General features: G+C 61.7%; 19 protein-coding genes and 6 pseudogenes. 8 read left to right on the top strand and 17 right to left on the bottom strand.

Annotated elements, in window-relative coordinates; translation table 11 throughout:
- Positions 1-10: 10 nt before the first annotated feature.
- Both moaD and moaE read left to right on the top strand, forming a co-directional pair.
- Complete coding sequence (gene moaD / locus V5B39_RS15065; protein WP_034910979.1) at positions 11-265, top strand: molybdopterin converting factor subunit 1; 255 nt, start codon at positions 11-13, stop codon at positions 263-265.
- 124 nt (positions 266-389) lie between these two features.
- Entirely contained in the window at positions 390-842 is a 453-nt protein-coding gene (gene moaE / locus V5B39_RS15060) for a molybdopterin synthase catalytic subunit MoaE (RefSeq protein ID WP_332343686.1), read from the top strand.
- A gap of 276 nt (positions 843-1,118) precedes the next feature.
- Here moaE and V5B39_RS15055 read toward each other — a convergent pair whose 3' ends face one another.
- Positions 1,119-1,529 (bottom strand): type II toxin-antitoxin system VapC family toxin, encoded by a 411-nt coding sequence (locus V5B39_RS15055; protein WP_332343685.1) that lies wholly within the window; start codon positions 1,527-1,529, stop codon positions 1,119-1,121.
- On the bottom strand, positions 1,529-1,768 hold the full coding sequence (locus V5B39_RS15050; protein ID WP_332343684.1) for an AbrB/MazE/SpoVT family DNA-binding domain-containing protein: 240 nt from the start codon (positions 1,766-1,768) through the stop codon (positions 1,529-1,531). The genes V5B39_RS15055 and V5B39_RS15050 overlap by 1 nt, the downstream gene beginning before the upstream one ends.
- An 823-nt stretch (positions 1,769-2,591) precedes the next feature.
- Here V5B39_RS15050 and V5B39_RS15045 point away from each other — a divergent pair.
- Together V5B39_RS15045 and V5B39_RS15040 are read left to right on the top strand one after the other, a co-directional pair.
- Complete coding sequence (locus V5B39_RS15045) at positions 2,592-2,786, top strand: twin transmembrane helix small protein (RefSeq protein ID WP_332343683.1); 195 nt, start codon at positions 2,592-2,594, stop codon at positions 2,784-2,786.
- A 74-nt stretch (positions 2,787-2,860) separates the two neighbouring features.
- Positions 2,861-3,013 carry a hypothetical protein gene (locus V5B39_RS15040; RefSeq protein WP_332343682.1) on the top strand — a complete coding sequence of 51 codons (153 nt, stop codon included), beginning with the start codon at positions 2,861-2,863 and terminating at the stop codon, positions 3,011-3,013.
- A gap of 81 nt (positions 3,014-3,094) precedes the next feature.
- Here V5B39_RS15040 and V5B39_RS15035 read toward each other — a convergent pair whose 3' ends face one another.
- The 4 genes and pseudogenes from V5B39_RS15035 to V5B39_RS22205 all read right to left on the bottom strand — a co-directional run.
- Positions 3,095-4,102, bottom strand: a complete 1,008-nt coding sequence (locus V5B39_RS15035) for an aldo/keto reductase (RefSeq protein WP_332343681.1) — start codon at positions 4,100-4,102, stop codon at positions 3,095-3,097.
- Positions 4,103-4,249: 147 nt separating this feature from the next.
- The gene (locus tag V5B39_RS22215; RefSeq protein WP_434735701.1) at positions 4,250-4,375 is read right to left on the bottom strand and encodes a transposase domain-containing protein; all 126 of its coding nucleotides are present in this window, start codon (positions 4,373-4,375) and stop codon (positions 4,250-4,252) included.
- An 81-nt stretch (positions 4,376-4,456) separates the two neighbouring features.
- Positions 4,457-4,692, bottom strand: a pseudogene (locus V5B39_RS22210) (IS66 family transposase); the annotation flags it as partial.
- A 71-nt stretch (positions 4,693-4,763) separates the two neighbouring features.
- A pseudogene (locus tag V5B39_RS22205) lies at positions 4,764-4,895 on the bottom strand (IS66 family transposase); the annotation flags it as partial.
- Between the two features lie 173 nt (positions 4,896-5,068).
- Here V5B39_RS22205 and V5B39_RS15025 point away from each other — a divergent pair.
- The gene (locus tag V5B39_RS15025; RefSeq protein ID WP_332343694.1) at positions 5,069-5,623 is read left to right on the top strand and encodes a hypothetical protein; all 555 of its coding nucleotides are present in this window, start codon (positions 5,069-5,071) and stop codon (positions 5,621-5,623) included.
- A gap of 299 nt (positions 5,624-5,922) precedes the next feature.
- Here V5B39_RS15025 and V5B39_RS15020 read toward each other — a convergent pair whose 3' ends face one another.
- Positions 5,923-7,845 carry a beta-propeller domain-containing protein gene (locus V5B39_RS15020; RefSeq protein WP_332343680.1) on the bottom strand — a complete coding sequence of 641 codons (1,923 nt, stop codon included), beginning with the start codon at positions 7,843-7,845 and terminating at the stop codon, positions 5,923-5,925.
- Positions 7,846-8,055: 210 nt separating this feature from the next.
- Between V5B39_RS15020 and dnaB the strand changes: the two genes are divergently transcribed.
- A complete protein-coding gene (dnaB, locus tag V5B39_RS15015; protein ID WP_332343679.1) occupies positions 8,056-9,501 on the top strand; it encodes a replicative DNA helicase in 1,446 nt (481 codons plus the stop codon).
- Positions 9,502-9,514: 13 nt separating this feature from the next.
- On the opposite strand, the gene V5B39_RS15010 is transcribed toward dnaB, so the two are convergent.
- From V5B39_RS15010 to V5B39_RS15000, 3 genes are all read right to left on the bottom strand, one after another.
- Complete coding sequence (locus V5B39_RS15010; RefSeq protein WP_332343678.1) at positions 9,515-10,813, bottom strand: transglutaminase-like domain-containing protein; 1,299 nt, start codon at positions 10,811-10,813, stop codon at positions 9,515-9,517.
- A gap of 113 nt (positions 10,814-10,926) precedes the next feature.
- Complete coding sequence (locus V5B39_RS15005) at positions 10,927-12,363, bottom strand: PhoH family protein (protein WP_332343677.1); 1,437 nt, start codon at positions 12,361-12,363, stop codon at positions 10,927-10,929.
- 38 nt (positions 12,364-12,401) lie between these two features.
- Positions 12,402-12,857, bottom strand: coding sequence for a peroxiredoxin (locus V5B39_RS15000; protein ID WP_332343676.1), 456 nt, complete (start codon positions 12,855-12,857; stop codon positions 12,402-12,404).
- 362 nt (positions 12,858-13,219) lie between these two features.
- Between V5B39_RS15000 and aceA the strand changes: the two genes are divergently transcribed.
- Entirely contained in the window at positions 13,220-14,518 is a 1,299-nt protein-coding gene (gene aceA / locus V5B39_RS14995; protein WP_332343675.1) for an isocitrate lyase, read from the top strand.
- 80 nt (positions 14,519-14,598) lie between these two features.
- On the opposite strand, the gene V5B39_RS14990 is transcribed toward aceA, so the two are convergent.
- Positions 14,599-17,271: a cation-transporting P-type ATPase gene (locus V5B39_RS14990; protein WP_332343674.1), complete on the bottom strand. Its 2,673-nt coding sequence runs from the start codon at positions 17,269-17,271 to the stop codon at positions 14,599-14,601.
- A 161-nt stretch (positions 17,272-17,432) separates the two neighbouring features.
- Here V5B39_RS14990 and V5B39_RS14985 point away from each other — a divergent pair, with 161 nt between their 5' ends.
- Positions 17,433-18,419, top strand: a complete 987-nt coding sequence (locus tag V5B39_RS14985; protein ID WP_332343673.1) for a hypothetical protein — start codon at positions 17,433-17,435, stop codon at positions 18,417-18,419.
- A gap of 64 nt (positions 18,420-18,483) precedes the next feature.
- On the opposite strand, the gene V5B39_RS14980 is transcribed toward V5B39_RS14985, so the two are convergent.
- From V5B39_RS14980 to V5B39_RS14955, 6 genes and pseudogenes are all read right to left on the bottom strand, one after another.
- Entirely contained in the window at positions 18,484-18,945 is a 462-nt protein-coding gene (locus V5B39_RS14980) for a hypothetical protein (RefSeq protein ID WP_332343693.1), read from the bottom strand.
- Between the two features lie 314 nt (positions 18,946-19,259).
- A pseudogene (locus tag V5B39_RS14975) lies at positions 19,260-19,361 on the bottom strand (hypothetical protein); the annotation flags it as partial.
- A gap of 196 nt (positions 19,362-19,557) precedes the next feature.
- The gene (locus V5B39_RS14970; RefSeq protein WP_332343672.1) at positions 19,558-19,941 is read right to left on the bottom strand and encodes a hypothetical protein; all 384 of its coding nucleotides are present in this window, start codon (positions 19,939-19,941) and stop codon (positions 19,558-19,560) included.
- Positions 19,942-20,250: 309 nt separating this feature from the next.
- Positions 20,251-20,709: pseudogene (locus tag V5B39_RS14965) on the bottom strand (IS91 family transposase); the annotation flags it as partial.
- Between the two features lie 128 nt (positions 20,710-20,837).
- Positions 20,838-21,422: pseudogene (locus V5B39_RS14960) on the bottom strand (Tn3 family transposase); the annotation flags it as partial.
- A gap of 14 nt (positions 21,423-21,436) precedes the next feature.
- A pseudogene (locus V5B39_RS14955) lies at positions 21,437-21,573 on the bottom strand (IS5 family transposase); the annotation flags it as partial.

Genomic DNA, 21,573 nt, shown 5'->3' with positions numbered 1-21,573 from the left:
TGGAGGGCAAATGATGCTGAAGATTCTGTACTTTGCAAGTGTCCGCGAGCAGCTTGGACAGGGAAGCGAGGAGTTGCCGCTGCCGGCCGGAGTGGTGGATGTTGCCGGTCTGCTCGGGTTTCTCGCGCAACGGGGCGGCGCATGGGAGCACCTGGCGGAAATCAGGAACCTGCGCCAGGCGGTCAATCAGGAAATGGTCGGGCGCGATGCGCCGATCGGCGCGGAGGACGAGGTCGCTTTCTTCCCGCCGGTGACCGGCGGTTGAGCTAACGGTCATGACATTTCCAGGCCCCCCCGATCATGAAAGCCATGACCGTTTCCCTCTCTCCCGACCCCTCCCCCGCGAGGGGGGAGGGGAGATTCGTGAGTCGCTGACGCGATTTCCCTATATGATGGTGCGCGTTCAGGAGGCGGATTTCGATGTCGGCGCCGAGCTGGCGGCACTGCGCCGGGACCAACCGCAGATCGGTGCGCTGGTGTCCTTTGTCGGGGTCGTGCGAGCGGCCAGTGACGACGCCGGGGTCTCAGAGATGACGCTCGAACATTACCCAGGGATGACCGAAAAAGCGCTTGCAGCGATGGTCAGCGAAGCCGGCCGCCGCTGGAAGATCATCGACGCGATCGTCATCCACCGCGTCGGGCGCTTGCTGCCGGGCGACCAGATCGTCCTCGTCGCGGTGGCCGGCACGCACCGTGGCGAAGCCTTTGCCGCCTGCGAGTTCCTCATCGATTACCTGAAAACGCGCGCGCCATTCTGGAAGCGCGAAGTGACGCCGCAAGGTGCGCGCTGGGTCGCTGCGCGCGCGAGCGACGATCAGGTTGCCGAGCGCTGGCAGGATTGAGATCGGTATGGGGTGTATCTTTCACGTTGATCTCAGGTACCCGGCCCCATCCTGAGGGCCATGGAGCAGGTCATCATCTCCTGGAGATCTGCCAGGCTCCGCTCCAGCTTGTGTTCGATGACGCGTCGCCCCCAGGCATCGGGTGCGGCGTCGCGTACTGCACTCGGTGAGTTCGTCTTCCTTCTGGGTATCAGCATTTCCCATGGAAACGGGCCGGGCAACCAATACGCCGTAGCCAACACGTTTTCCCCGCTTGCTGCCTTCGCTGATCGACAGTTACGCGAATCCCTCCGGTGCGATCAGCACCACGCTGGGAAAACACGAGGCGTATCGTCGTGTGTCCCTGGTCAGAACGGGATAGCCCGATACTGCTGCGTGCGCCCCGATAAAGAAATCGCCAAGGACATCGATCTTGGTGCCCCCTTGTCGCCGATAACGTACAAACGCTTTACCGGCGAGAAACAGGGCTGGGCGCGGTGTCTCAATCGTGACCAGGCCGAGGTCATCGATGGCTTGGTCCAAGGCTTCCACTGTCGAGAAGATCAGCGAAAGTTCAGAGTAGATGATCGGGTTGATTGCCAGCCGATGAATCTTCGACTGGGCACGCAATTGATGAGTCGACCAGTCGGCCCATTCTGGATCGTCCTCCAGAACGTCGACCAGCACGTTGGTGTCGACCAGCAGCATCAGCCTTCGCCGCGCAGCAGAGCCATCAAGTCGTCGGTTCGCCACTTTACGTCAGCCTTGCCCCGAGCTGCATCGAAACGGTCGGGCTGACGGCTCGAACAGGCGCCAACCTTGTGGATCACCACATCGCCATCGCGATTGACGGCGAAGTCCACCGTGCAGCCCGGTGCCAGATTGAGGGCATCGCGAATCTGCTTGGGGATGGTGACTTGTCCTTTGCTGGTGAGTGTCGTCGACATGGTAAATCTCCGGTGTATTACACATGATTGCATTGTAATACCTTTGCGGGGTGGCGGCAATCACAGCGGTGCCTTTGCGAGTCACCGTGTGTTCCTGATGAAATGGTGTGTTCCGTGCGCCCTTGACGACTGGCGGACGGAGGGCAAACGATGGGCACCGTGCAGACCACCCCACGACGCACAGGCGTCTGGAAAGAGTCGGCAAACGCTGGTCGACACGCTTTCGTGCGTTGACGCCCCATGGATTCAGCAGTGACATGGAATTTGACTTCAGGGTCGTCAGTCGCGAGCAGGTCACGGTGCCGGCAGGCACGTTCGAAGCCTTCCGGATTGAGGGTAACGGCTGGGGCCGTGCGCCCAGGGGCACGGTCAAGCTGCAGACGGTTTATTGGATCTCGGCAGAGTCAAGCGCGTGCTCGCTTCCGAAACGAAGCGGAGCCACACGAGCGGCAAGGTGCTCAACAACGAGCGTCTCGAACTGACAGCCTATACGCAGTGGTAGTTGACGATACTGCGCTTGCCCGCTTCCTTCGGCCATTACCGGCGTCATCTGCCGGACAATCGCCTGGCACCGCGGCGGCATGGCGCTCGGCGGCGGTTTCCGGCCGCTCGACTACGAAGAAGCTGTCATGCCGATGGGGCGGCAGGCCGGTGCCTGCATCCCCCCACACGACCGCGTTCGCCGTCTGGACGCTTGCCGAAGTCGCGTTGAATTTCGTGGCCCCGTCTCCTATTCTAAAAACAAAGTCTCGAAGGAGGCTGTGCTGGCATCATTGAAGTGATGGCCCGTTGCCGATGAACCAAACAGAAAAGGAGACATGCCATGAAAATTCTGACCGTCCTGATCTTTCTGGCCATGGCCGCCACGGTTGTATCCCTGGCTCTCGGTTTTTACTCCATGGAGCGCGGCGGAGAGTACGACCGGGTTCATAGTACCCGCTACATGGTCATGCGGGTCGCTTTTCAGGGTCTGACGCTGGCTCTGCTGGTGAGTGCGCTGTACTTCGCCGGAGTGTAGTCCCGATATCGCCGGGGGCGTGCGCCGAGCTCCGGCTTCGTTGGCACGTTGTTCTCGAATCACGACTGTTTTCAATGACACTCAGTGCCTACTGGTGTGGGGAACACTTGCAGAAGTGGTGCCAAGCAGTCATGGCCGATGAGGATCGCGTCCTGGTCCTGCGCGAGAGTCTTGCCGCCGCCACCTTCCGGATCGAGGGGCCGCTCAACAAAGTAAAGCAGATCTGATCTGATGCGCTGGATCGAAATCCGAATGCCGAGTGCGGCCCGCTCCTTCGCTCCGGTCGATGCGGCCGACGGTGCGCCTCCTCAGCGCCCCGTCATTCTCTCCAGTTGTTCGGGGTAGCGGGCGCCTTGCACCGTGATCCCCGAGGCCAGGCGGTCGATCTCACGCAGATCGTCGGCGGCAAGCTCAACGGCCGCCGCCCCGATGTTCTCCTCCAGGCGCTGCAGCCTTGTCGTGCCGGGGATTGGAACAATCCAAGGCTTCTGGGCCAGCAGCCAGGCAAGCGCGATCTGGGCGAATGTCGCCTGATGCCGTTCTGCGATGCTGCCGAGCAGCGCAATCAGGGCCTGATTCGCCTTGAGAGCCTCCGGCGTGAAGCGCGGGAGGCTGCTGCGAAAATCGGAACGGTCGAAGGTCGCATTTTCGTCAATCTTGCCGGTGAGGAATCCTCTGCCCAGCGGGCTGTACGGCACGAGGCCGATCCCGAGTTCCTCCAGGGTGGGGATCACTTCCGTCTCCGGGCTTCTCGTCCACAGCGAGTATTCGCTCTGGAGAGCAGTCACCGGCTGGATCGCATGTGCGCGGCGGATCGTTTGCGCGCCGGCTTCGGACAGGCCGAAGTACTTGACCTTTCCTTCCCGGATCAGCTCTCCGACCGCCCCCGCCACGTCCTCGATCGGCACGTCCGGGTCAACACGGTGCTGATAGAGCAGGTCGATGGTCTCGACCCCGAGCCGCCTGAGCGAGTTCTCGGCGGCTTGCCGGATATGCTCCGGTCGGCTGTTCAGGCCTGGCGGTCCCTTCATCCCGCGGGGGTCGAGCTCCGGGCTGAGGTCGAACCCGAACTTGGTGGCGATCACCACCTGCCTGCGGAAGGGGGCGAGCGCCTCGCCCACGAGTTCCTCGTTCACGAACGGGCCGTAAACTTCGGCGGTGTCGAAGAACGTGATGCCACGTTCCACGGCGGCCCGGAGCAACATGCTCATCTCCTGTTTGTCCTTGGGCGGCCCGTAGGCAAAGCTCATTCCCATGCAGCCGAGGCCGATGGCCGAAACCTCCAGATCGCTCTTTCCGAGTTTACGCTTTTCCATGGTTTCTCCTGTGAGTGTGAAGTGCGTCAAGCGGATTGTAGAGAAGTCGAATGGTTTTAGGCGACCTCGGAGATGGGAGCGAGTTGAAAGCCGAGTTGCTTGGCACGTTTGCAAGCGTTCAGCGCATCCACCCCTGGGTGCGCAGGATCACACTGGCTTTTTGAGCGGCAGCAACTCATCGATGCGGCGGTTCGGCCAGGAGGGGAGTTTCTCCAGGGTGTCGGTCAGCCAGGCCATCAGCTCGACGCTGTTCATGCAGGCGGTTTCGAGCAGCGATGGAATCGCCGTAGCGCGTTGGCCGGCCGCCTCGGAGCCGGCGAACAGCCCGTTCTTCTTCCCGATGGCGATCGGACGAATGGCATTCTCGACCGGGTGGTGGTCGATCGGGTAGAAACCGTTGGTGGCGTACCGAGCCAAGACCGGCCAGCGCCGCAGACTGTCGTCGACCGCCCTGGCCAGGGCGTCGCCGTCGGCCACCGATCGGCGGATCTTCTGGAGCACCGGGGCAGGGTTTCGAGCAGCGGCTGACGGGTTTCCTTTCGTCTTCGGGCGCGTTCCTCGACTGTCTTCCCTTTCGCCGCATCCTCGATGGCATACCACTCGCCGATGCGGCGCAGGGCCTCCGCGGCAAGGGAACGCCCAGGAGACGCCCATTTGCCTGATGGAGGTCGAAGGACTTCCGCCGGGCGTGGGCCAGACAGGCGAGTTCGATCACCCCGCCGCGAAACAGGGTCTGGTCACCGGCGAACTCATCGACCATCCGTGCGCCTTGCCAGTCCGCGAGGCACTCCACCCCGGACTACCCCGCCCCGACCGGGCGGGTAGTCGAAGACGACGATCGGTGGCTCGCTTGCCAAGACAGTGGCAATAACCGTTTCTGGTTCGACACGCGACCCAACCTGCGCCGCGAAATGGAAGAGCGGAAGCGGCGCTTCCAGGACAAGGAAGACGTATCCCCGGCGATTCGTGACCGCGTCCAACGGGGTTTTAGCAGCCGGCTCCGATAGCCGCGACTTCTTCGGCTTTGCCCAAGGCAAGGAAGAGGATCGGTATCTCGGCTTCACCTACGGCAAGCGCACCTTGCCGTTCTTCGATTCGGCGCTGCTTCTGATTGAGGCGGTGACCGCAGCGGGGTACGCAGAGGCACAACGTGCCGCCAAAGAGGCAGCGAAGCCGAAACCAAGTGACACGCCCGCGACGGCAACAACAGGCGCTACGGCACGCGTCGAGTATTCGGCCAAGTCGACCTGTACGACGAGCGGCAGCGCCGCGTCGCAGGCGACGAAGAAGCATTTTTTCGGCAGCATCGAACTGGATGCCATCCAAGCGAAAAGGCAGTTTGCCGATCTGGTCGACGAAGTCGTCCTGCAATTTACCTCGCGCCCCGGCGTGAAGGTCCGCATTGCCGTCGAGATTCAGGCCGAAGCGGCGGCTGTCTTTGATGATGGCTTGCAGCGTGCGGTGAAGGAGAACTGCAACGTGTTGCGGTTCAAGAATGCGGAGTTTGATGAAGGGGAATAACCACGGGCCCGGAATCAATCTGAGACGCATCTCTGAGCGGTTGTCCCGTACCGCTGTGCCGGCATGCGCCAGCCGCCTGGGAAGCGAAAATACCCCCTGGCGGGCTGGCAGTCGTGGCAAAACGTGGTCGGCCAGTTGGGCGGCGGTTTCGACCATTAGCGCGAAGTGACGCCGCAAGGTGCGCTGGGTCGCTGTGCGCATGAGCGACGATCAGGCTGCCGAGCGCTGGCAGGATTGCGCCCGGCGTGGCTCCGATCTTGCGGGGCGAACCAGGTCCGGCAAGCCCATGCCACGCGGCACTACCGCGTTACCTGCAACACCGCTGGTGCGAAATTCACCCGCCGCGTCTCGACAATCCGCCTGGCGTCCACCTTTCCTTCGACGATCTCGTAGCCCATCAGCGCAAATACCCGGCCACGCACGAACAGCGGCCGCGAATTGCCGTACCAGTCGACGCACGAGGCGCGGCAGCCGTCGCTTTGGTCGCTTGCCGACGGTTGCGCGCTCAGCGTACCGAGTTCGCTCAGCGACAGGGCGTGATTGCGCAGAAAGAGCAGGGCTGCCGACGGCGTGCGCAGTTGGCGTGCGCCGGATTCGTCGCCGCCGACGATCGGCAGACCAAGCAGGCCGTCGAACTCACCCTCGGATCGATAGAAGAAGCCATGGCTGCGCGTTTCCCCCTGCGCAGCGTCCTTGCGTGTGTACCGGTCAACCGTCACCGGCGGGGAGGTCAGCCGTACACTGCTCAGATGCAGGTTTCTGCCGTCGCTGCCGACGACGAGGGCATTGCTGCCGAGTGCCTCGACACGGTCGACCGAGTGTGGCAACGGTAATTCGTAGACCTTACCCTGCTCACCCTGCGCGTAGCGCACCGCGTACACCTGTGATTGCGTCGTCGTCTGTGGCGAGTGCCAGCCGGTACCCGCGCCGTACAGCAGATACGGGCCGATGTAGCGACTCTGCAGCACGTAGCCGCTGGCTCTCGGCAACCGGCGGTAAGCATGGGCGGGAGCGCTGTCACGGCCGTCGGAAAAACTGGCGAGCGGGATGCGCAGCAGCGCCAGGTCGCCGGCATTGACTTCGCCTGCCCACATGCCGTCGCCGCGGCCGTTGGCACGCAGCAGCACGTTCAGCACGCCGCCGTCGTCTTCGTGGAAAGAGAACTGGTCGATCGGGCTGCCGGCAGTCTTCAGCGCACTCGGTGCCGATCCGTCGAGCGGGATGCGGAACACCGACGAAGCCGAGGCACCACCCCGCTGGGCCGTGGTCCAGACGAACACCGAATCCGGCGAAACGTAGAAGACGCGCCCAGGCGGCCCGAGAACCGCGGTGCTCTGGCAATCCATCTCCGGCCTGGCGAGGTCGCAGATCGAGACACTGTGCAGGGCAACGCCGGCGAAGGGATCGAGCGGCTCGTCGCTGCGGTAGATCCGCGTCGCCGGTGCAATGCGCCGGAAATCCGCCGGCAGTGCGCCTGGGCGCCAGCGGCGCATCGCCGGGAAGGCTGCCCAGGGGTCTCCCCATGGGCTGAGCACGTGTGGCGAATAGACGATCAGTTTGCTGCCGACCAGCCGACTCGCATAGTTGCGTGAAGAGTAGTAGTCGTTGGAGCGCAGGTGATAGGTTGCGCGATAGGCGAGCTGCCCATCGCGCGAGATGTCGAAGACACCGACTTCGGTGCCGCCACGCGCGTAACTGTAGCCGATAACGACGATCGTGTTGCCGGAGACCAGCATCTCGTCGTACCAGGCGCCGCGCGGGTCGACGTCGCTGCCGAAAGCTTCGATGGCGGCAACGGGGCGCAGATCCTGCGCGCCGATGCGGATCGTGAACAGGCGGCCACGGCGCAGGATCACCAGGTGGTCGCCGTGTACCTTGACGATGCCCCCTTCATCGACACCGGCGTGCTGGACGTTGGTGACCGATTCGTTCTTGCCGGTGGCGGCTTCCTTGGCCACTGCCGCAGGGGCGGCGGCGGGTGCGGGAGACGGTTGAGCGAATTGGCCCACGGACTTGTCGGCACGCGCTCGTTGCTGCTCGTCGCGACGACGCTGCGCTTCGTCAGCCCAGCGTTTGAAGAGACTGGCGAGTTCCTGCTCATTGGCGAAAGCGCTGAGCGTCTTGCGTGGTGCCGTTGGATTGGCCGTGGTAGCCATTGCCGCTGGCAGACAAAGGGCAGTCAGCATGGCAGTGGTCAGGTAAACGACAAGGGTTCGATACATGGCAGTCCTTTCGTGGAGGGTTCAAACGGGTAAACGGACGACGCCCGGGAATGGGGTTAAAACTCCCCGCGGATATTCAGCCACGCCGGGCTGCCGTTCCGCGTGCGTCGTCACGGCGCCGGTCAACGCTGATCATGAAAGATTCGTGAGTCGCTGGCGCGACTTTCACATTAAACTCCCCGCCTTGCTTGTTCCCTCCGCGAATATTTCATGGTCAAGTCCTTCGATTCACCCCATTCCGATAGCGGGCAACGCTTCGGCAGTCGCGGCGCACGGCAGGAACGGGGCCCGCAGACGGACCCGGTTCTGTCTGAACTGCGCGTGCCGCCGCATTCGCTGGAGGCCGAGCAATCGGTGCTCGGTGGCTTGATGCTCGATAACGCGGCCTTCGACAAGATCGCCGATGTGATCAGCGAAGGCGATTTTTATCGCGATGAACACCGGCGCATTTACCGCCAGATTTCCAGACTCCTTGAACGTGGCAAACCCGCCGACGCGGTGACGGTTGCTGAAAGCCTCGACCAGGCGGGGGAGGGCGATGCTACCGGCGGGCTGGCCTACCTGGGCGAACTGGCAGCGAACACGCCGTCGGCGGCGAACATCCGGCGCTATGCCGAGATCGTCCGTGAACGGGCGATTCTGCGGCAACTGGTGACTGCCGGCGACGAAATCGCCGGCAGTGCGCTCAACCCGCTCGGTCGCGACCCGAAAACCCTGCTCGACGAAGCCGAGGCAAGGGTCTTCGCAATTGCCGAAGGCGGTTTTCGCCATCAGTCCGGCTTTGTGCATATCAACCCGCTGCTGACGCAGGTGGTCGAGCGCATCCAGGAGCTGCACGATCGCGACAATCCTTCGGACATCACCGGCGTCCCGACCGGCTATCACGATCTCGATTCGAAGACCTCGGGCCTGCAGGGCGGCGATCTGCTGATCGTTGCCGGCCGCCCGTCGATGGGGAAAACCTCGTTTGCGCTCAATATTGCCGAGCATGTGGCGATTGAAGTGGGTCTGCCGGTCGCCGTCTTCTCGATGGAAATGGGCGGTACGCAACTCGCCATGCGCATGCTGTCATCGGTCGGTCGGCTCGATGCCCATCGTGTCCGTACCGGTCGCCTCAATGATGACGAGTGGTCGAGGCTGTCCTTTGCGCTGGGCAAGATGCACGAGGCCCCGATCTATATCGACGAGACGCCGGCGCTCAACCCGATCGACCTGCGCGCGCGCGCGCGCCGTCTGCATCGCCAGTGTGGCAAGCTCGGGCTGATCGTCATCGACTACCTGCAATTGATGTCCGCCACTTCGCATGGCGAGAACCGGGCGACCGAAATCTCGGAGATTTCGCGATCGCTGAAAGGACTGGCCAAGGAATTGGGCGTTCCCCTGATGGCGCTCTCGCAACTCAACCGCTCGCTCGAACAACGACCGAACAAGCGCCCGGTGATGTCCGACCTGCGCGAATCGGGCGCCATCGAACAGGACGCCGACATCATCATGTTCATCTACCGCGACGAGGTGTATAACCCGGATACGCCCGACAAGGGGGTTGCCGAGATCATCATCGGCAAGCAGCGTAATGGCCCGATCGGTACCACCCGCCTGACTTTTCTGGGCGAGTACACGCGCTTCGAGAGTTTCGCCAAGCCGGGATCGTATTGAGTATGGACAGACATCAGCCTTCGACGCGGCTGGCGTTGACCGTGTAGCTGAAGCGCTGGACGTCGGTGCTGTCGAAACGGACCCCGGCGGCCTCCGCCTGCGGCAGGACCAGGAAGGGCAGGGGCCCGCCGCTGGTGCCTCGCAGACTGACATCCTGGGCAGCGTTGTAGGCAATCCAGTTCATCTCCCAGAAACCGAACAGCAGCTTCCTGAGGACGACCAGTTTCGCATCGCCGTTGCCCAAGTGTTCATCGTAAATGGCCTTGCGCACATCACCAGGGTCGACCGGAATCCAGCCATAGCCTGGCGTATAGAATTCGGCGCGACAATGCTGCACGGTGCGCAGGTTGCCGGTTGCGCCGAGCCCCGAAAACAGCCGCGAACTGTCAACGCGCAGCCCGAAAACCGGGCGCGCGGGAATTCCGATCGATCGACACAGGCCGACGAAGAGCAGGGCGATGTCGGCACTCTTGCCGCTCAACTGGCCACTGTCGAGCATGGCCTCGACATCACCCTTGCCGATGCCACTCTGGGCTGGATCGAATGAGGTGTTTTCGACCACCCAATCGTAAATCGCCTTGCCCTGGGCGACCGGATCCTTGATACGGCCAATCGCGCGCTCGGCGGTGCGGCGCACGAGTCCATCGATCGGAACCAGATTGCTCGATTGCAGACAGCGCCGAAGCACTTCGCTGCGTTCGGCGGCGCTGCCGCGGCGGGTGATGTCGAAGTGACGATCTTGCTTGGCTACCTGACTGACGAGCTGCAATTGCGGTGTCGCGCTGCTCTCTTTCCAGTCAGCGTAGAACACCTCCATGTCGGCCACCGGATCACGGTAGATGCCGGCACTGTCGAAATTGCCTCGCCAGAAATGACCCAGCGAGCGTTGCCAGGAAGTGTCCTTGTACTGAGCCAGCGGGAGCCACAATCGCAGTTTGCCTTTGACCTGGTTGAGCGTGATCAGCGAAGTAATGTCGTAAGTCCGCCAGTTGGGCTGCGGCTCATCGGGCAGGCCGATGGCGTTGCGCGGTTCGACTGCGGCTACCGGTGGTGGGCTGGGTGTTGCAGCCGGAGGGACCGATGGTTTTTCGGCGACCGGCCGGTAACTGTGCCGGGTCCTCATGCTGGCTCTGCTGCCGCTGGTCCTGGCGGTGTCCCTACTGCTGGTCTTGCCGGCAGGTTTGGCTGTCGACTTGGCTGCTGGTTTGGCAGCATCCTGAGTAGCGGCCTTCTTTTTGTTGGCGGCAAGTACCGACGAAGGGGCCAATAGCGAAAGAAGCGCAGAAGCAGCAAGGAAATTGCGTCGTTTCAATCGACTCTCCGGTAAGCACAGGACCCTTGTCGCTCGGAGCCGGCAGCATGGATCGATGGCCAAAAACGACTGAGCCGTGTCATCAGACACGGCTCCCTTGATGTCCTAAAAAATTATAACACTTCAGCTGCGTAGTCAGCGAGGCGGGAACGCTCGCCTCGCTGCAGGGTGATATGGCCGGCGTGCCGCCAGCCCTTGAAGCGGTCGACGACGTAGGTCAATCCGGAACTGCCTTCAGTCAGATAGGGTGTATCGATCTGCGCAATGTTGCCGAGGCAGATCACCTTGGTGCCTGGTCCGGCACGAGTGATCAGGGTTTTCATCTGTTTCGGCGTCAGGTTTTGCGCCTCGTCGATGATCAGGAATTTGTTGAGGAAGGTGCGGCCACGCATGAAATTGAGCGATTTGATCTTGATCCGGTTGCGAATCAAATCCCGGGTCGCCGCGCGGCCCCAGTCGCCGGCATCGTCATCGCTCTTGTTGAGGACTTCGAGGTTGTCCTCGACAGCGCCCATCCACGGCCCCATCTTTTCTTCCTCGGTACCGGGCAGAAAACCGATGTCTTCGCCGACGGGTACGGTGACACGGGTCATGATGATTTCGCTGTAGCGCCTTCCTTCGAGCACCTGCGTGAGACCGGCAGCCAGAGTGAGCAGCGTCTTGCCGGTGCCGGCCTGGCCGAGCAGGGTGATGAAATCGACTTCCGGATTCATCAGCAGATTGAGCGCAAAATTCTGTTCGCGGTTGCGCGCCGTGATGCCCCAGACGTTGTTCTTGGTATGCGTATAGTCGGTCAGCGTCTGGATCTCGGCAGTCGAGCCGGAGATTTCGCGGACGATGGCATGGAGCGGTTTTTCCCCTTCCTGGAAAAGGAACTGGTTGACCAGCAGTTGCGTGCAGAACGGCCCCTTGAGGCGGTACAGCGTACGACCGTCCTTCTTCCGGGACTCGGTATCCTGGTGGCCATACACCTCCCAGAAATCAAGGGGCAGCTCGCGCATTCCCGTGTACAGCAGGTCGGTGTCCTCGAGCACCTTGTCGTTGAAGTAATCCTGCGCCAGGAGCCCAAGGACGCGGGCCTTGATGCGCATATTGATGTCCTTGGAGACGAGGATTACCGGACGCTCGGGATGCCGGCGTTGCAGATCGATGACGACTGCCAGAATCTGGTTGTCGACTTTGACCGTGGGCAATCCCGCCGGCAACCCGCTGGCGATCGCTCCGGTCTGCAGGAAAAGGCGGCCGCTGGCCAGTTTGCGGGAAGGTTCGTGGAGCGGGATGCCGTGGTCGATGGCTCCATCTACGCTGTTGACGATCTCGTCAAGAGTGCGCGTCACCTGGCGAACGTTGCGGGCGATTTCCGACAAGCCTTTCTTGTGATTGTCGAGTTCTTCCAGGGTCATCATCGGCAGGAAAACGTCGTGTTCCTGGAAGCGGTAGACACAGGTCGGATCGTGCATCAGGACATTGGTGTCGAGGACGAAAAGCTTGCCTCCTGTCGTGGCGGCAGCTTGCTGCTCGGCATTGACTGCAGTTTTGTTGCGGGTCATGTGAGCGCTTTCCGGATCAAGCCGGTGAGGGTTTCATGTCAGAGCTGTGCGATAAAATCCAGGACTTCCTGCGCGTGGCCGGCCACCTTGACGCCGCGCCATGCGCGCCGCAGCACACCCTGGCCGTCAATGACAAAGGTGCTGCGTTCGATGCCGCGAACCTGTTTACCGTACATCGATTTCATCTTGATCACCGCGAAGCGGGCGCACAGCAATTCTTCGTTGTCGGAAAGCAGATCGAACGGCAGTTCCTGCTTTGCCTTGAAGTTCTCGTGTGATTTGATGCTGTCACGAGACACGCCGACGACGAGAGCACCGGCCTTCACGAACTGTGGATGCAGATCACGGAATTGCTGTGCCTCGGTGGTACATCCCGGTGTGCTGTCCTTGGGATAGAAATACAGGACCACGGGGCTGCCCAGACAGGCCGAGAGAGTGAAGGTCCGGCCACCGGTTGCAGGCAGGCTGAAGTTGTCAACGGTCTGATCGATCATGGCTAGCTTTTCAGGGACGAAGAGCTGGATTGTGGTAAGAAAGCGGATCGTCGGTCAAGCCTTGAATCACTGTTTGCAGTTTCGGATTGCTGCGAGGATCGAGCAGGCGGGAGCGAGTTGGCGATGTCTGATTCCTATCTTTTGTTTCGTATAATTTGTATTATGTAAAATCATGAGTCCATCCCCAACCCTATCCCTTAAATATCTCTTATGTCTTATATAAGAGTGTTGCGGGTGGGCAAAAAGCCCTTTATACTGTGCGCCATTGGTCGCCCCGAGTTGGTGCCTCAAAAAGGCTTCCTGGCTCCTTCCTGGTGCGTCACCATGGTCCCAACTGCACTTCATAATTTCGTGAGGAAAACATGAGCACTAGAGAGCAACAGATTGCCGAACTGGAAAAAGACTGGGCGGAAAACCCCCGCTGGAAGGGAATCAAGCGCGGCTACTCGGCCGCTGATGTCGTCCGCCTGCGCGGTTCCTTCCCGATCGAATACACCGTTGCTCGGCGTGGCGCCGAGAAGCTCTGGAATCTCGTCAATAACGAGCCCTACGTCAACTGCCTCGGCGCACTGACTGGCGGTCAGGCGATGCAGCAGGTCAAAGCCGGTGTCAAGGCGATCTATCTGTCGGGCTGGCAGGTCGCCGCCGACAACAACTCCTACGCTGCGATGTACCCCGACCAGTCGCTGTATCCGGTCGATTCGGTCCCGAAGGTCGTCGAGCGCATCAACAACTCGTTCCGTCGCGCCGACGAGATTCAGCACTCCAAGGACATCGAACCCGGTGACAAGGGCTATATCGACTACTTCGCACCGATCGTCGCTGACGCCGAAGCCGGCTTCGGTGGCGTGCTCAACGCTTTTGAACTGATGAAGGCCATGATCCGCGCCGGTGCGGCCGGTGTACACTGGGAAGACCAGCTTGCTTCGGTCAAAAAATGCGGTCATATGGGTGGCAAGGTGCTGGTACCGACGCAGGAAGCCGTCCAGAAGCTGATCGCCGCGCGTTTTGCTGCCGACGTCTGCGGTGTCCCGACGCTGGTCATTGCTCGGACCGATGCGGAAGCCGCTGACCTGCTGACCTCCGATTGCGACGCCAACGACACCCCCTTCGTTACCGGCGAGCGTACTTCCGAAGGCTTCTACAAAACGCGGAAAGGTCTTGATCAGGCAATCTCACGCGCCGTTGCCTACGCCGAATACGCCGACCTGGTGTGGTGCGAAACCGGCACCCCGGATCTCGAATTCGCCCGCAAGTTCGCCGAGGCGGTACGCGCCAAGCACCCTGGCAAGCTACTGGCCTACAACTGCTCGCCGTCGTTCAACTGGAAGAAAAACCTTGACGACGCGACCATCGCCAGGTTCCAGAAGGACCTCGGCGCGATGGGCTACAAGTACCAGTTCATCACCCTCGCCGGCATCCACAACATGTGGTATCACATGTTCGATCTGGCACAGGACTACGTCGCTCGCGGCATGACTGCCTACGTCGAAAAAGTCCAGGAACCGGAATTTGCAGCGCGCGACCGCGGTTACAGCTTTGTCTCCCACCAGCAGGAAGTCGGCACCGGCTACTTCGACGAGGTCACCACCGTCATCCAGGGCGGTACCTCGTCGGTGACCGCGCTGACCGGCTCGACCGAAGAAGAGCAATTCCACTAACGGTCGTTCCCGAAAGCCGCGCTCTGGCGCGGCTTTTTTATGCCCGGTTGGAACAGATTGACATGAATCCGTCTGGCCTGTCAGCGATGCCCGCGCACCCGCTTGTCAATGCCTACGATGAGATAGGCGAGCACGCCGACGGAAAGAATCTCCAGCCACTCCAGCCAGCCGATTGCTGCGGTGGCAAACAGCCGATTCATCAGCGGCAGGTAAGTCAATGCGATCTGGAGGAGAATCATGATCAGCACGCCATACCACAGCGCAGGATTCGAGAACAGGCCAATTCGCCGCGCAGAGCGCGTCAGCGAACGACAGTTGAAGAGGTACATCGTCTCGACGACGACGAAGACGTTGACCGCGACGGTACGTGCTTCGGCGAGTGAATGTCCCTGGGCCAGTTCGCGCAGGAAGAGTCCAAAGGAGCCGGCCAGCAGCAGCACACTCACCAGGACGATTCGCCAGACCAGCGCTGCATCAAGAATCGGTGTTTCCGGCAGCCGCGGTGGGCGGTGCATGACGGCGTGTTCGATCGGCTCGAAGGCCAGCATCAGGCCGAGAAAGACCGCCGTCGTCATGTTGATCCAGAGAATCTGCAAAGGTGTGATCGGCAGAGTCGCACCGGCGACAATCGCGGCCATGATCACCAGGCCCTCGCCGAAATTGGTGGGCAGCGTCCAAGTGATGAACTTCACCAGATTGTCGTAGACCCCCCGGCCTTCCTCGACCGCCGCTTCAATGGCAGCAAAATCGTCGTCGGTGAGCACCATGTCGGCTGCCTCCTTGGCGACCTCGGTGCCGGCCAGTCCCATGGCGATGCCGATGTTGGCCTGCTTGAGTGCCGGTGCGTCGTTGACCCCGTCACCGGTCATCGCCACGATCTCGCCGTTGGCCTGCAGCGCACGTACCAGGCGCAGCTTCTGCACGGGTTCGACGCGTGCATAAACGTTCACCGTCCGCAATACGCCGCGTAGCGCCTCATCGTCGAGCGCTGCCAACTCGCGACCCGTGAGGGCATGTTCGCCGGCCTTGGCAATTCCCACTTGCCGGGCAATCGAGAGCGCCGTGCCGGCATGGTCGCCGGTGATCATCTTGACTGCAATGCCGGCCCGGTGACAGGCCTTGACGGCGGCGGTCGCCTTCGGGCGGGGTGGATCGACCATTCCCAGCAGACCGATGAATTGCAGCCCGGCATCGGCACTGGCCGCATCGAGCGAGCGCGCCGCGCCGACCGCAAGGCGCGCCACGGCAAGTACCCGCAAACCCTCTGCCGCCATGCTGTGGGCCGCAAGTTCGATTTCGTCGTTGCGCAGCGCTACCGTCAGGCCCTCGCTATCGAGCATGCTGACCGAGCGTGGCAGCAACTGTTCGAGCGCGCCCTTGAAATAGGCGAAGTGCACACCCTCGATCTCATGCAGGGTCGCCATATATTGGCGTGCCGAATCGAACGGAATTTCATCGAGGCGTGGAAACAGTTTCTGCAAGGTCCGCTCGTCGAGCCCGGCCTTGCGGGCAACCACCAGCAGCGCACCTTCGGTCGGGTCGCCGACCACCTCCCAGTGCCGGTTGTTCCTGCACAGTTCGGCGTCGTTGCAGAGCACGCCGGCGAGCAGGCATTCCCGCAAGGCGCCGTCGATCTGTTGGCCCTCCCCGATCCTGCCATTTGGCGCATAGCCACTACCACTGACAGTTGTTCGCACACCACCGGCGTAGATCTCGCGCACCGTCATCTGGTTCTCGGTCAGCGTGCCGGTCTTGTCCGAACAAATGACGGTTGCGCTGCCCAGGGTTTCAACCGCTGGCAGCTTGCGGATGATGGCCCGCCGTTTGGCCATGCGCGAAACGCCGATCGCCAGGGTGATGGTCATTGCCGCCGGCAGTCCCTCGGGAATCGCACCGACGGCCAGCGCGACCGCAGCCATGAACATGGAGAACGCCGATTCACCGCGCCCCATGCCGACAGCAAAGGTCAACACCGCCAGCAGGCCGATGGCGATCAGCAGCCAGTTGCTGAAGACCGTCATCTTGCGCGTCAGTGGTGTGCTCAAGTCCGGTGCCTCGGCGATCAGCCGCGAAATGCGGCCGGTCTCGGTGTGATCACCGGTGGCCACCACGACCCCAGCCCCTTGTCCGCTGATCATCACGGTGCCCGCGTAAGCCATGTTGCAGCGCTCGGCGAGCAGCGTATCTTCCGGAAGTGTTTCGTCGTGTTTGGCGACCGCCGCCGATTCGCCGGTCAATGCCGATTCAATGGCCTGCAGGTCCTTGGCACGGAACAGGCGCAGGTCGGCCGGAACCTTGTCTCCGGCCGCCAGGAGAACGATGTCGCCAGGGACCAGCATCGTCGAGGACAGACGCTGTTTACAACCACCACGCAGGACGGTCACCTCGCTGGTTACCGAACGCGCCAGTGCCGCCAGGGCATTCTCGGCGTGACCTTCCTGAACGAAACCGATCACTGCATTGATCAGCGTGACGCCAAAGATCACTCCGGAATCGACCCATTCGCCAAGAATGGCGGTCACCACACCCGCCAGCAGCAGCACTAGGACCAGTGGTTGCACGAACTGCAGGGCAAAGCGCAGCAATGGCCCCCTGCCCGGCTTCGCCGTAATCCGGTTCTCACCATGTGCCGCACGACGGCTGGCGACTTCGGTTTCAGCAAGTCCCTCCGCGAAACTGGCGGCCAAGCGGGTTGCCGCTTCGTCGGCAGGAAGGCCATGCCAGGAAACCGTTTCGCCGGGTCGTCTGCTCACCTTGCCACCTGAACCATCCAGACGGAAGTGCGAAGAGGAGATAGCAGACCCACGGTGTCGAAAAATTTTACATTTACCACATTGCCAGTCATCATGCACCCTATAGCCAATTGATATAAAACCCTCATCAAACTCGGATCGATTTTTGCTTGTATTGCTGGATGAGACAAATCCATAACATGATTTCGCGTCGGACAGAATGCAGTTTACTCCAGGTGATGATACTGGCGTTCGCAACCGCGGCTGGGGCGCTGGCACACCCCATGGGAAATGATACGGGTGGCCTGTCGGCGGCCGCCGGCAGCAGTCACCAAGGTTTGCTTGCCCCGGCAGCGCTGATGGGCATGGATGTCCCTGCCGGGCAAAATTCGCCTGCGCCCCTGCCCTCTTCTGTGCCGGCGATCGATAAACACTTTCTCACACCGGCTTCTCGGTCAGAAAGTGGGACGAAATCGCCAGAAGCGCCGTCCGAACCGTTGCAGCACAGTGCCGACACCGCTTCAGACCCAGCCGGCTTGGTGGAAACTGATTCGTTATTGGCGCTGCCGCGGACTGTGCTCAGCGGCAATTCGCAGCCATCGTTGGCTGCCGCGCAGCCGGGGGACCGGGCACCCCTCGTCGATCCCGCGGCTGATCGACATGACGAAGAAATCATGCAGGTATTCAATGAGTTGCAGGATTCAGCGAGAGAAGTGATTGCAGCAGCAATCGATCTCAACAAGGGCCCGCAAGGGCGACTGACCTTCTCACTGGCCGGCGTCGAGGGGTTTCACTATTCCTCGCAAGGCGGTGAACTGACTTTGGGATACGGTGAGACCTCGCTGTCCATCGTCGAGCGCAATGTCGGTCAAGCTAACTCACAGCGTGCGTCCGCTCATAGTGCTCACCCGGCGTCGAAGGACCTTGAAGGTGTTCATGAACTGATCGAGTGGGTCAAGGAAATCCTCAGCTACCCATTGCTCTGGGTGATCCTCTTTTTCATGGTGACCGGCAAGGTCGCACTGGAGATTGCTCGCCGACGAGGCAAAAGGCGAACACACCGGAGACGCTCCGAAGGTAGCCCGCAGGCGAAGGAGCAGCGCATTCGCAAGCGCGTCCGCATCCGATTCAAGAGTTCGCCATCAAGCGCCAGCATCCCGCAGAATTAGCCACCGTTACACAAGGCCACCAGGCACCTTGGCGTTCCCTGCAGAGGCTTTGCAAGCATCCGTTTCAAATGGGGTAACTACTCAGGTTATTTGTCATGACAAGGATATCCACGCCACTGTCTCGAGGGATATCATGAGGGCAAACCCTTGTCAGATGGCGCTGAAGCGACTCGAGCGCCGGTTGCAAAGAAGCCACGACCGCCGTGACGGCGGGTGACAGCGCGGTCAATGGTAAACTCAAGGCGGACAAACGCCGCTTCAGACGGGCGCCCACCGCTTCCAGGAGGCGCAGGTCGGCGAGCCCCTCGCCTTCCGGCCCCTCGCGCAGACGTTCGGCGACCTTCTCTTCCTGCCGGGCCGCGACGGCTTCGAGCAAGAGCTGCGGCGACTCGACCAGGCGCTCGCGAACCGGTCGCGACGCGCGTTGATACTGCGCGAACCCGTTCGCCAACTGCCGCGTCGACAGTGGCGTCTTGCGCAGGCTCGCAAGCAGTTGTTCGGCATGCGCGGCGTTGGCGCGCGCCAACGGACCGAGGATGCGGACCGCCGCCCAGGCGACACCAGCCCCTGACGTACGGCCTCGAGCAAGGCGTCCGATAGCCCCCCGAGCAGTTGCAGGCGGCGGCTGACCCAGCTCACATCGCGCCCACAACGCCGGGCGACTTCGTGTGGGCTCAACTGCGCGCCTGAGATCAACTCGCGCAACAGGAAGGCTTCTTCGATCGGCGCAAACGATCGGCTGCGCGTACGGGCCAACACGCCCAACAGCGCCTGCGAGAGATCCGCCTGCCAGCATTCGACCTCGGCCGTATCGCGCCCGAGGTGGCGCAACGCGGCGATGCGTCGATAGCCGTCGACCAGGATGAACGCCTCGACCTCCCCGGCGACCGCAATGCAGGGAACCAACTGACCATCCGCCTCGATCGACCGGGCCAGACGCACGATCGCCGGGGGATCCGGCAAGCGAAGCGGTGCGTAGCGCAAATCGAGACGGTGCAAGTCGAGGGTCAGAACCCCGCGGCAGCCGATTTATCCATGCGAGAAACCTCCTGTCCGACCCAGCGTACCGGCCCAGTGCCTTCAAGGCGAGAGAGTCTTCTTTTGCAATGACCTCATGGCAAGGCGCAAGCCGCTGTAATCACCGTGATTTCGACCATCCACGCGTCACTCTTTGCAAGTGACGCGTCCCCCCCGGGGACAAATGGTAAGTGCCTGAAGGAAAGGGCATTTCAGCCTTTGACGCGTTCATCTTTGCAATCTGCCCGGCAGCCGCCTTGTCCTGCGCGCGTTGCCGCTGCTGGGCGCGGTTGCGCTCGGTGTACTCCGGGTGTTGGCGTCGATAGTCTCGCCAATCGTCAGGGTGGCCCTCTGCCCAGGCCTGTTGTACGCGCTTCTGGTTCTCGCGATAGTCCGGATCGTTGTGGCGCTTGGTCGCCTGCCAAAGCCGTCGCCGTTCGCGTTGGCAGGCGGGAACCGAACAAAAGCGTTGGTCTGCAATTTGCGGGCATGACCGAAATTCCATGGCGGGTTCTCCCTGCACGAGGTCGTGATGTCGTGCGGGAAGATACGGCGGCCGGAGTGAGTCCTGGCGAGTGAGTCCTGGCGCTGGGAGGGCTTATCAGGTTCGGGGGGACCTGTTCGGGGTACCGGGCGCCGCGAGGGGGTTCTCTGCCGGACCGTCAGCAAGACGCGCCTTCAGACCGGGGCTCTACCGCTCCGGGTAACCGACGAGGAACACCGACCGCCATCGGGAGCCGTTGCGCTTCAACCCGGGCAGTGGGTCAGTTCTGGTGAGCACAAACGGGTCAATTCTGGTGAGCGCTAAGGGATCATCCAACCGGCGCGTGTTCGTATGCCGCACCGCAATGGCACCCGGCGTCCCCTGAAGCTGTGGGTCGTTCTGGCTGAAGGTACGCACCGTCTCCCAGCTACCACTCATGAGCAGATCGTAGACGACGTTCTGGTGCGCCCAGGACAGCGCCCTGAATTCTGCGGGCAGGGTGAACGTCAGCAGAAAGGACTCGGCGGGCACCTGCTTCTTCAGCTGACGTTCCAGCCATGGCTGACTCTCATGATGCTGGCAGTGCAGGCAGTGGCGGTGGCCGCAGGAATGCGGCACCCGTTTCTGATGCTCACATTCCGTGCATTTGCCCTGCATCATCGGGCTGGCCTGCGTGCGGCAATGTTTCATGGCCGCGAGTGCTCGATCGTGGTCCGGCGTGAGTTGATCCCGGTATTGCGCCAGGAAGTCCGTCTCGAAGGTTTCAATGACGGCAGCCAGGCGGATCATTTGACCTGCCCCCAGGTGATGGAGAAGCCATCCATCAGGCCGTTGATCCGCTCGATGGCGTGATGCTTGGTCTGGTCGGTCAGAGGGGTGTAGCGGGGGTCGTCTCAGAAAACGGAAAATAAAGCACGCTAAGCCGGTTGCAGCGGTCGTAGCGGCCTGAACTTGCCCGCGCCGATCTTGGCGCTGCTGCGCCAGAGGTAATCGCCGGTCAGGTTGATGTGCTCCCAACCCAGCGGCGACAGGTATTGCAACAGCGCGGCATCGACGGTCTGGCTGTGGCCGCGAAGGGCGTTTGCGGCTCGCTCCAGGTAGACCGTGTTCCATAGCACGATGGCCGCTGTCACCAGGTTGAGGCCACTGGCCCGGTAGCGTTGCTGCTCGAAACTGCGGTCGCGGATTTCACCGAGGCGGTTGAAGAACACCGCCCTGGCCAGCGCGTTGCGCGCCTCGCCCTTGTTCAGCCCGGCATGCACGCGGCGGCGCAGCTCGACGCTTTGCAGCCAGTCGAGAATGAACAACGTGCGCTCGATGCGACCCAGCTCGCGCAGGGCGACAGCCAGGCCGTTCTGACGCGGGTAACTGCCGAGCTTTTGCAGCATCAGCGAGGCTGTCACCGTGCCCTGCTTGATCGAGGTGGCCAGCCGCAGGATTTCGTCCCAATGGGCGCGAATCGCCTTGATGTTCAGCCGGTCGTTACTGATCATCGGCTTTAGGTTCTGTTGATACATCACCGCAGCCAGATGAGGGCGGAGACGAAGCGCAACATGCCCATGTAGTTGCGGGAGGTTTTTTCATAGCGTGAGAAAATCCTCCGGTAATGTTTGATTTTGTTGAAGAAGCACTCGATCAGGTGTCGCTCTTTGT

Origin of the sequence: Accumulibacter sp. (assembly GCF_036625275.1) — a bacterium.
Lineage (GTDB): Bacteria > Pseudomonadota > Gammaproteobacteria > Burkholderiales > Rhodocyclaceae > Accumulibacter.
The sequence above is the reverse complement of the archived record's forward strand: the minus strand, read 5'-3'. Positions and strand labels throughout refer to the sequence as shown.

What these genes read in the sequence shown, in the direction of transcription:
- moaD (WP_034910979.1), top strand. Translation starts at nt 11, where the DNA reads ATGATGCTGAAGATTCTGTACTTTGCAAGTGTCCGCGAGCAGCTTGGA.
- moaE (WP_332343686.1), top strand. Translation starts at nt 390, where the DNA reads ATGATGGTGCGCGTTCAGGAGGCGGATTTCGATGTCGGCGCCGAGCTG.
- V5B39_RS15055 (WP_332343685.1), bottom strand. Translation starts at nt 1,529, where the DNA reads ATGCTGCTGGTCGACACCAACGTGCTGGTCGACGTTCTGGAGGACGAT.
- V5B39_RS15050 (WP_332343684.1), bottom strand. Translation starts at nt 1,768, where the DNA reads ATGTCGACGACACTCACCAGCAAAGGACAAGTCACCATCCCCAAGCAG.
- V5B39_RS15045 (WP_332343683.1), top strand. Translation starts at nt 2,592, where the DNA reads ATGAAAATTCTGACCGTCCTGATCTTTCTGGCCATGGCCGCCACGGTT.
- V5B39_RS15040 (WP_332343682.1), top strand. Translation starts at nt 2,861, where the DNA reads ATGACACTCAGTGCCTACTGGTGTGGGGAACACTTGCAGAAGTGGTGC.
- V5B39_RS15035 (WP_332343681.1), bottom strand. Translation starts at nt 4,102, where the DNA reads ATGGAAAAGCGTAAACTCGGAAAGAGCGATCTGGAGGTTTCGGCCATC.
- V5B39_RS15020 (WP_332343680.1), bottom strand. Translation starts at nt 7,845, where the DNA reads ATGTATCGAACCCTTGTCGTTTACCTGACCACTGCCATGCTGACTGCC.
- dnaB (WP_332343679.1), top strand. Translation starts at nt 8,056, where the DNA reads ATGGTCAAGTCCTTCGATTCACCCCATTCCGATAGCGGGCAACGCTTC.
- V5B39_RS15005 (WP_332343677.1), bottom strand. Translation starts at nt 12,363, where the DNA reads ATGACCCGCAACAAAACTGCAGTCAATGCCGAGCAGCAAGCTGCCGCC.
- V5B39_RS15000 (WP_332343676.1), bottom strand. Translation starts at nt 12,857, where the DNA reads ATGATCGATCAGACCGTTGACAACTTCAGCCTGCCTGCAACCGGTGGC.
- aceA (WP_332343675.1), top strand. Translation starts at nt 13,220, where the DNA reads ATGAGCACTAGAGAGCAACAGATTGCCGAACTGGAAAAAGACTGGGCG.
- V5B39_RS14985 (WP_332343673.1), top strand. Translation starts at nt 17,433, where the DNA reads ATGAGACAAATCCATAACATGATTTCGCGTCGGACAGAATGCAGTTTA.
- V5B39_RS14970 (WP_332343672.1), bottom strand. Translation starts at nt 19,941, where the DNA reads ATGGAATTTCGGTCATGCCCGCAAATTGCAGACCAACGCTTTTGTTCG.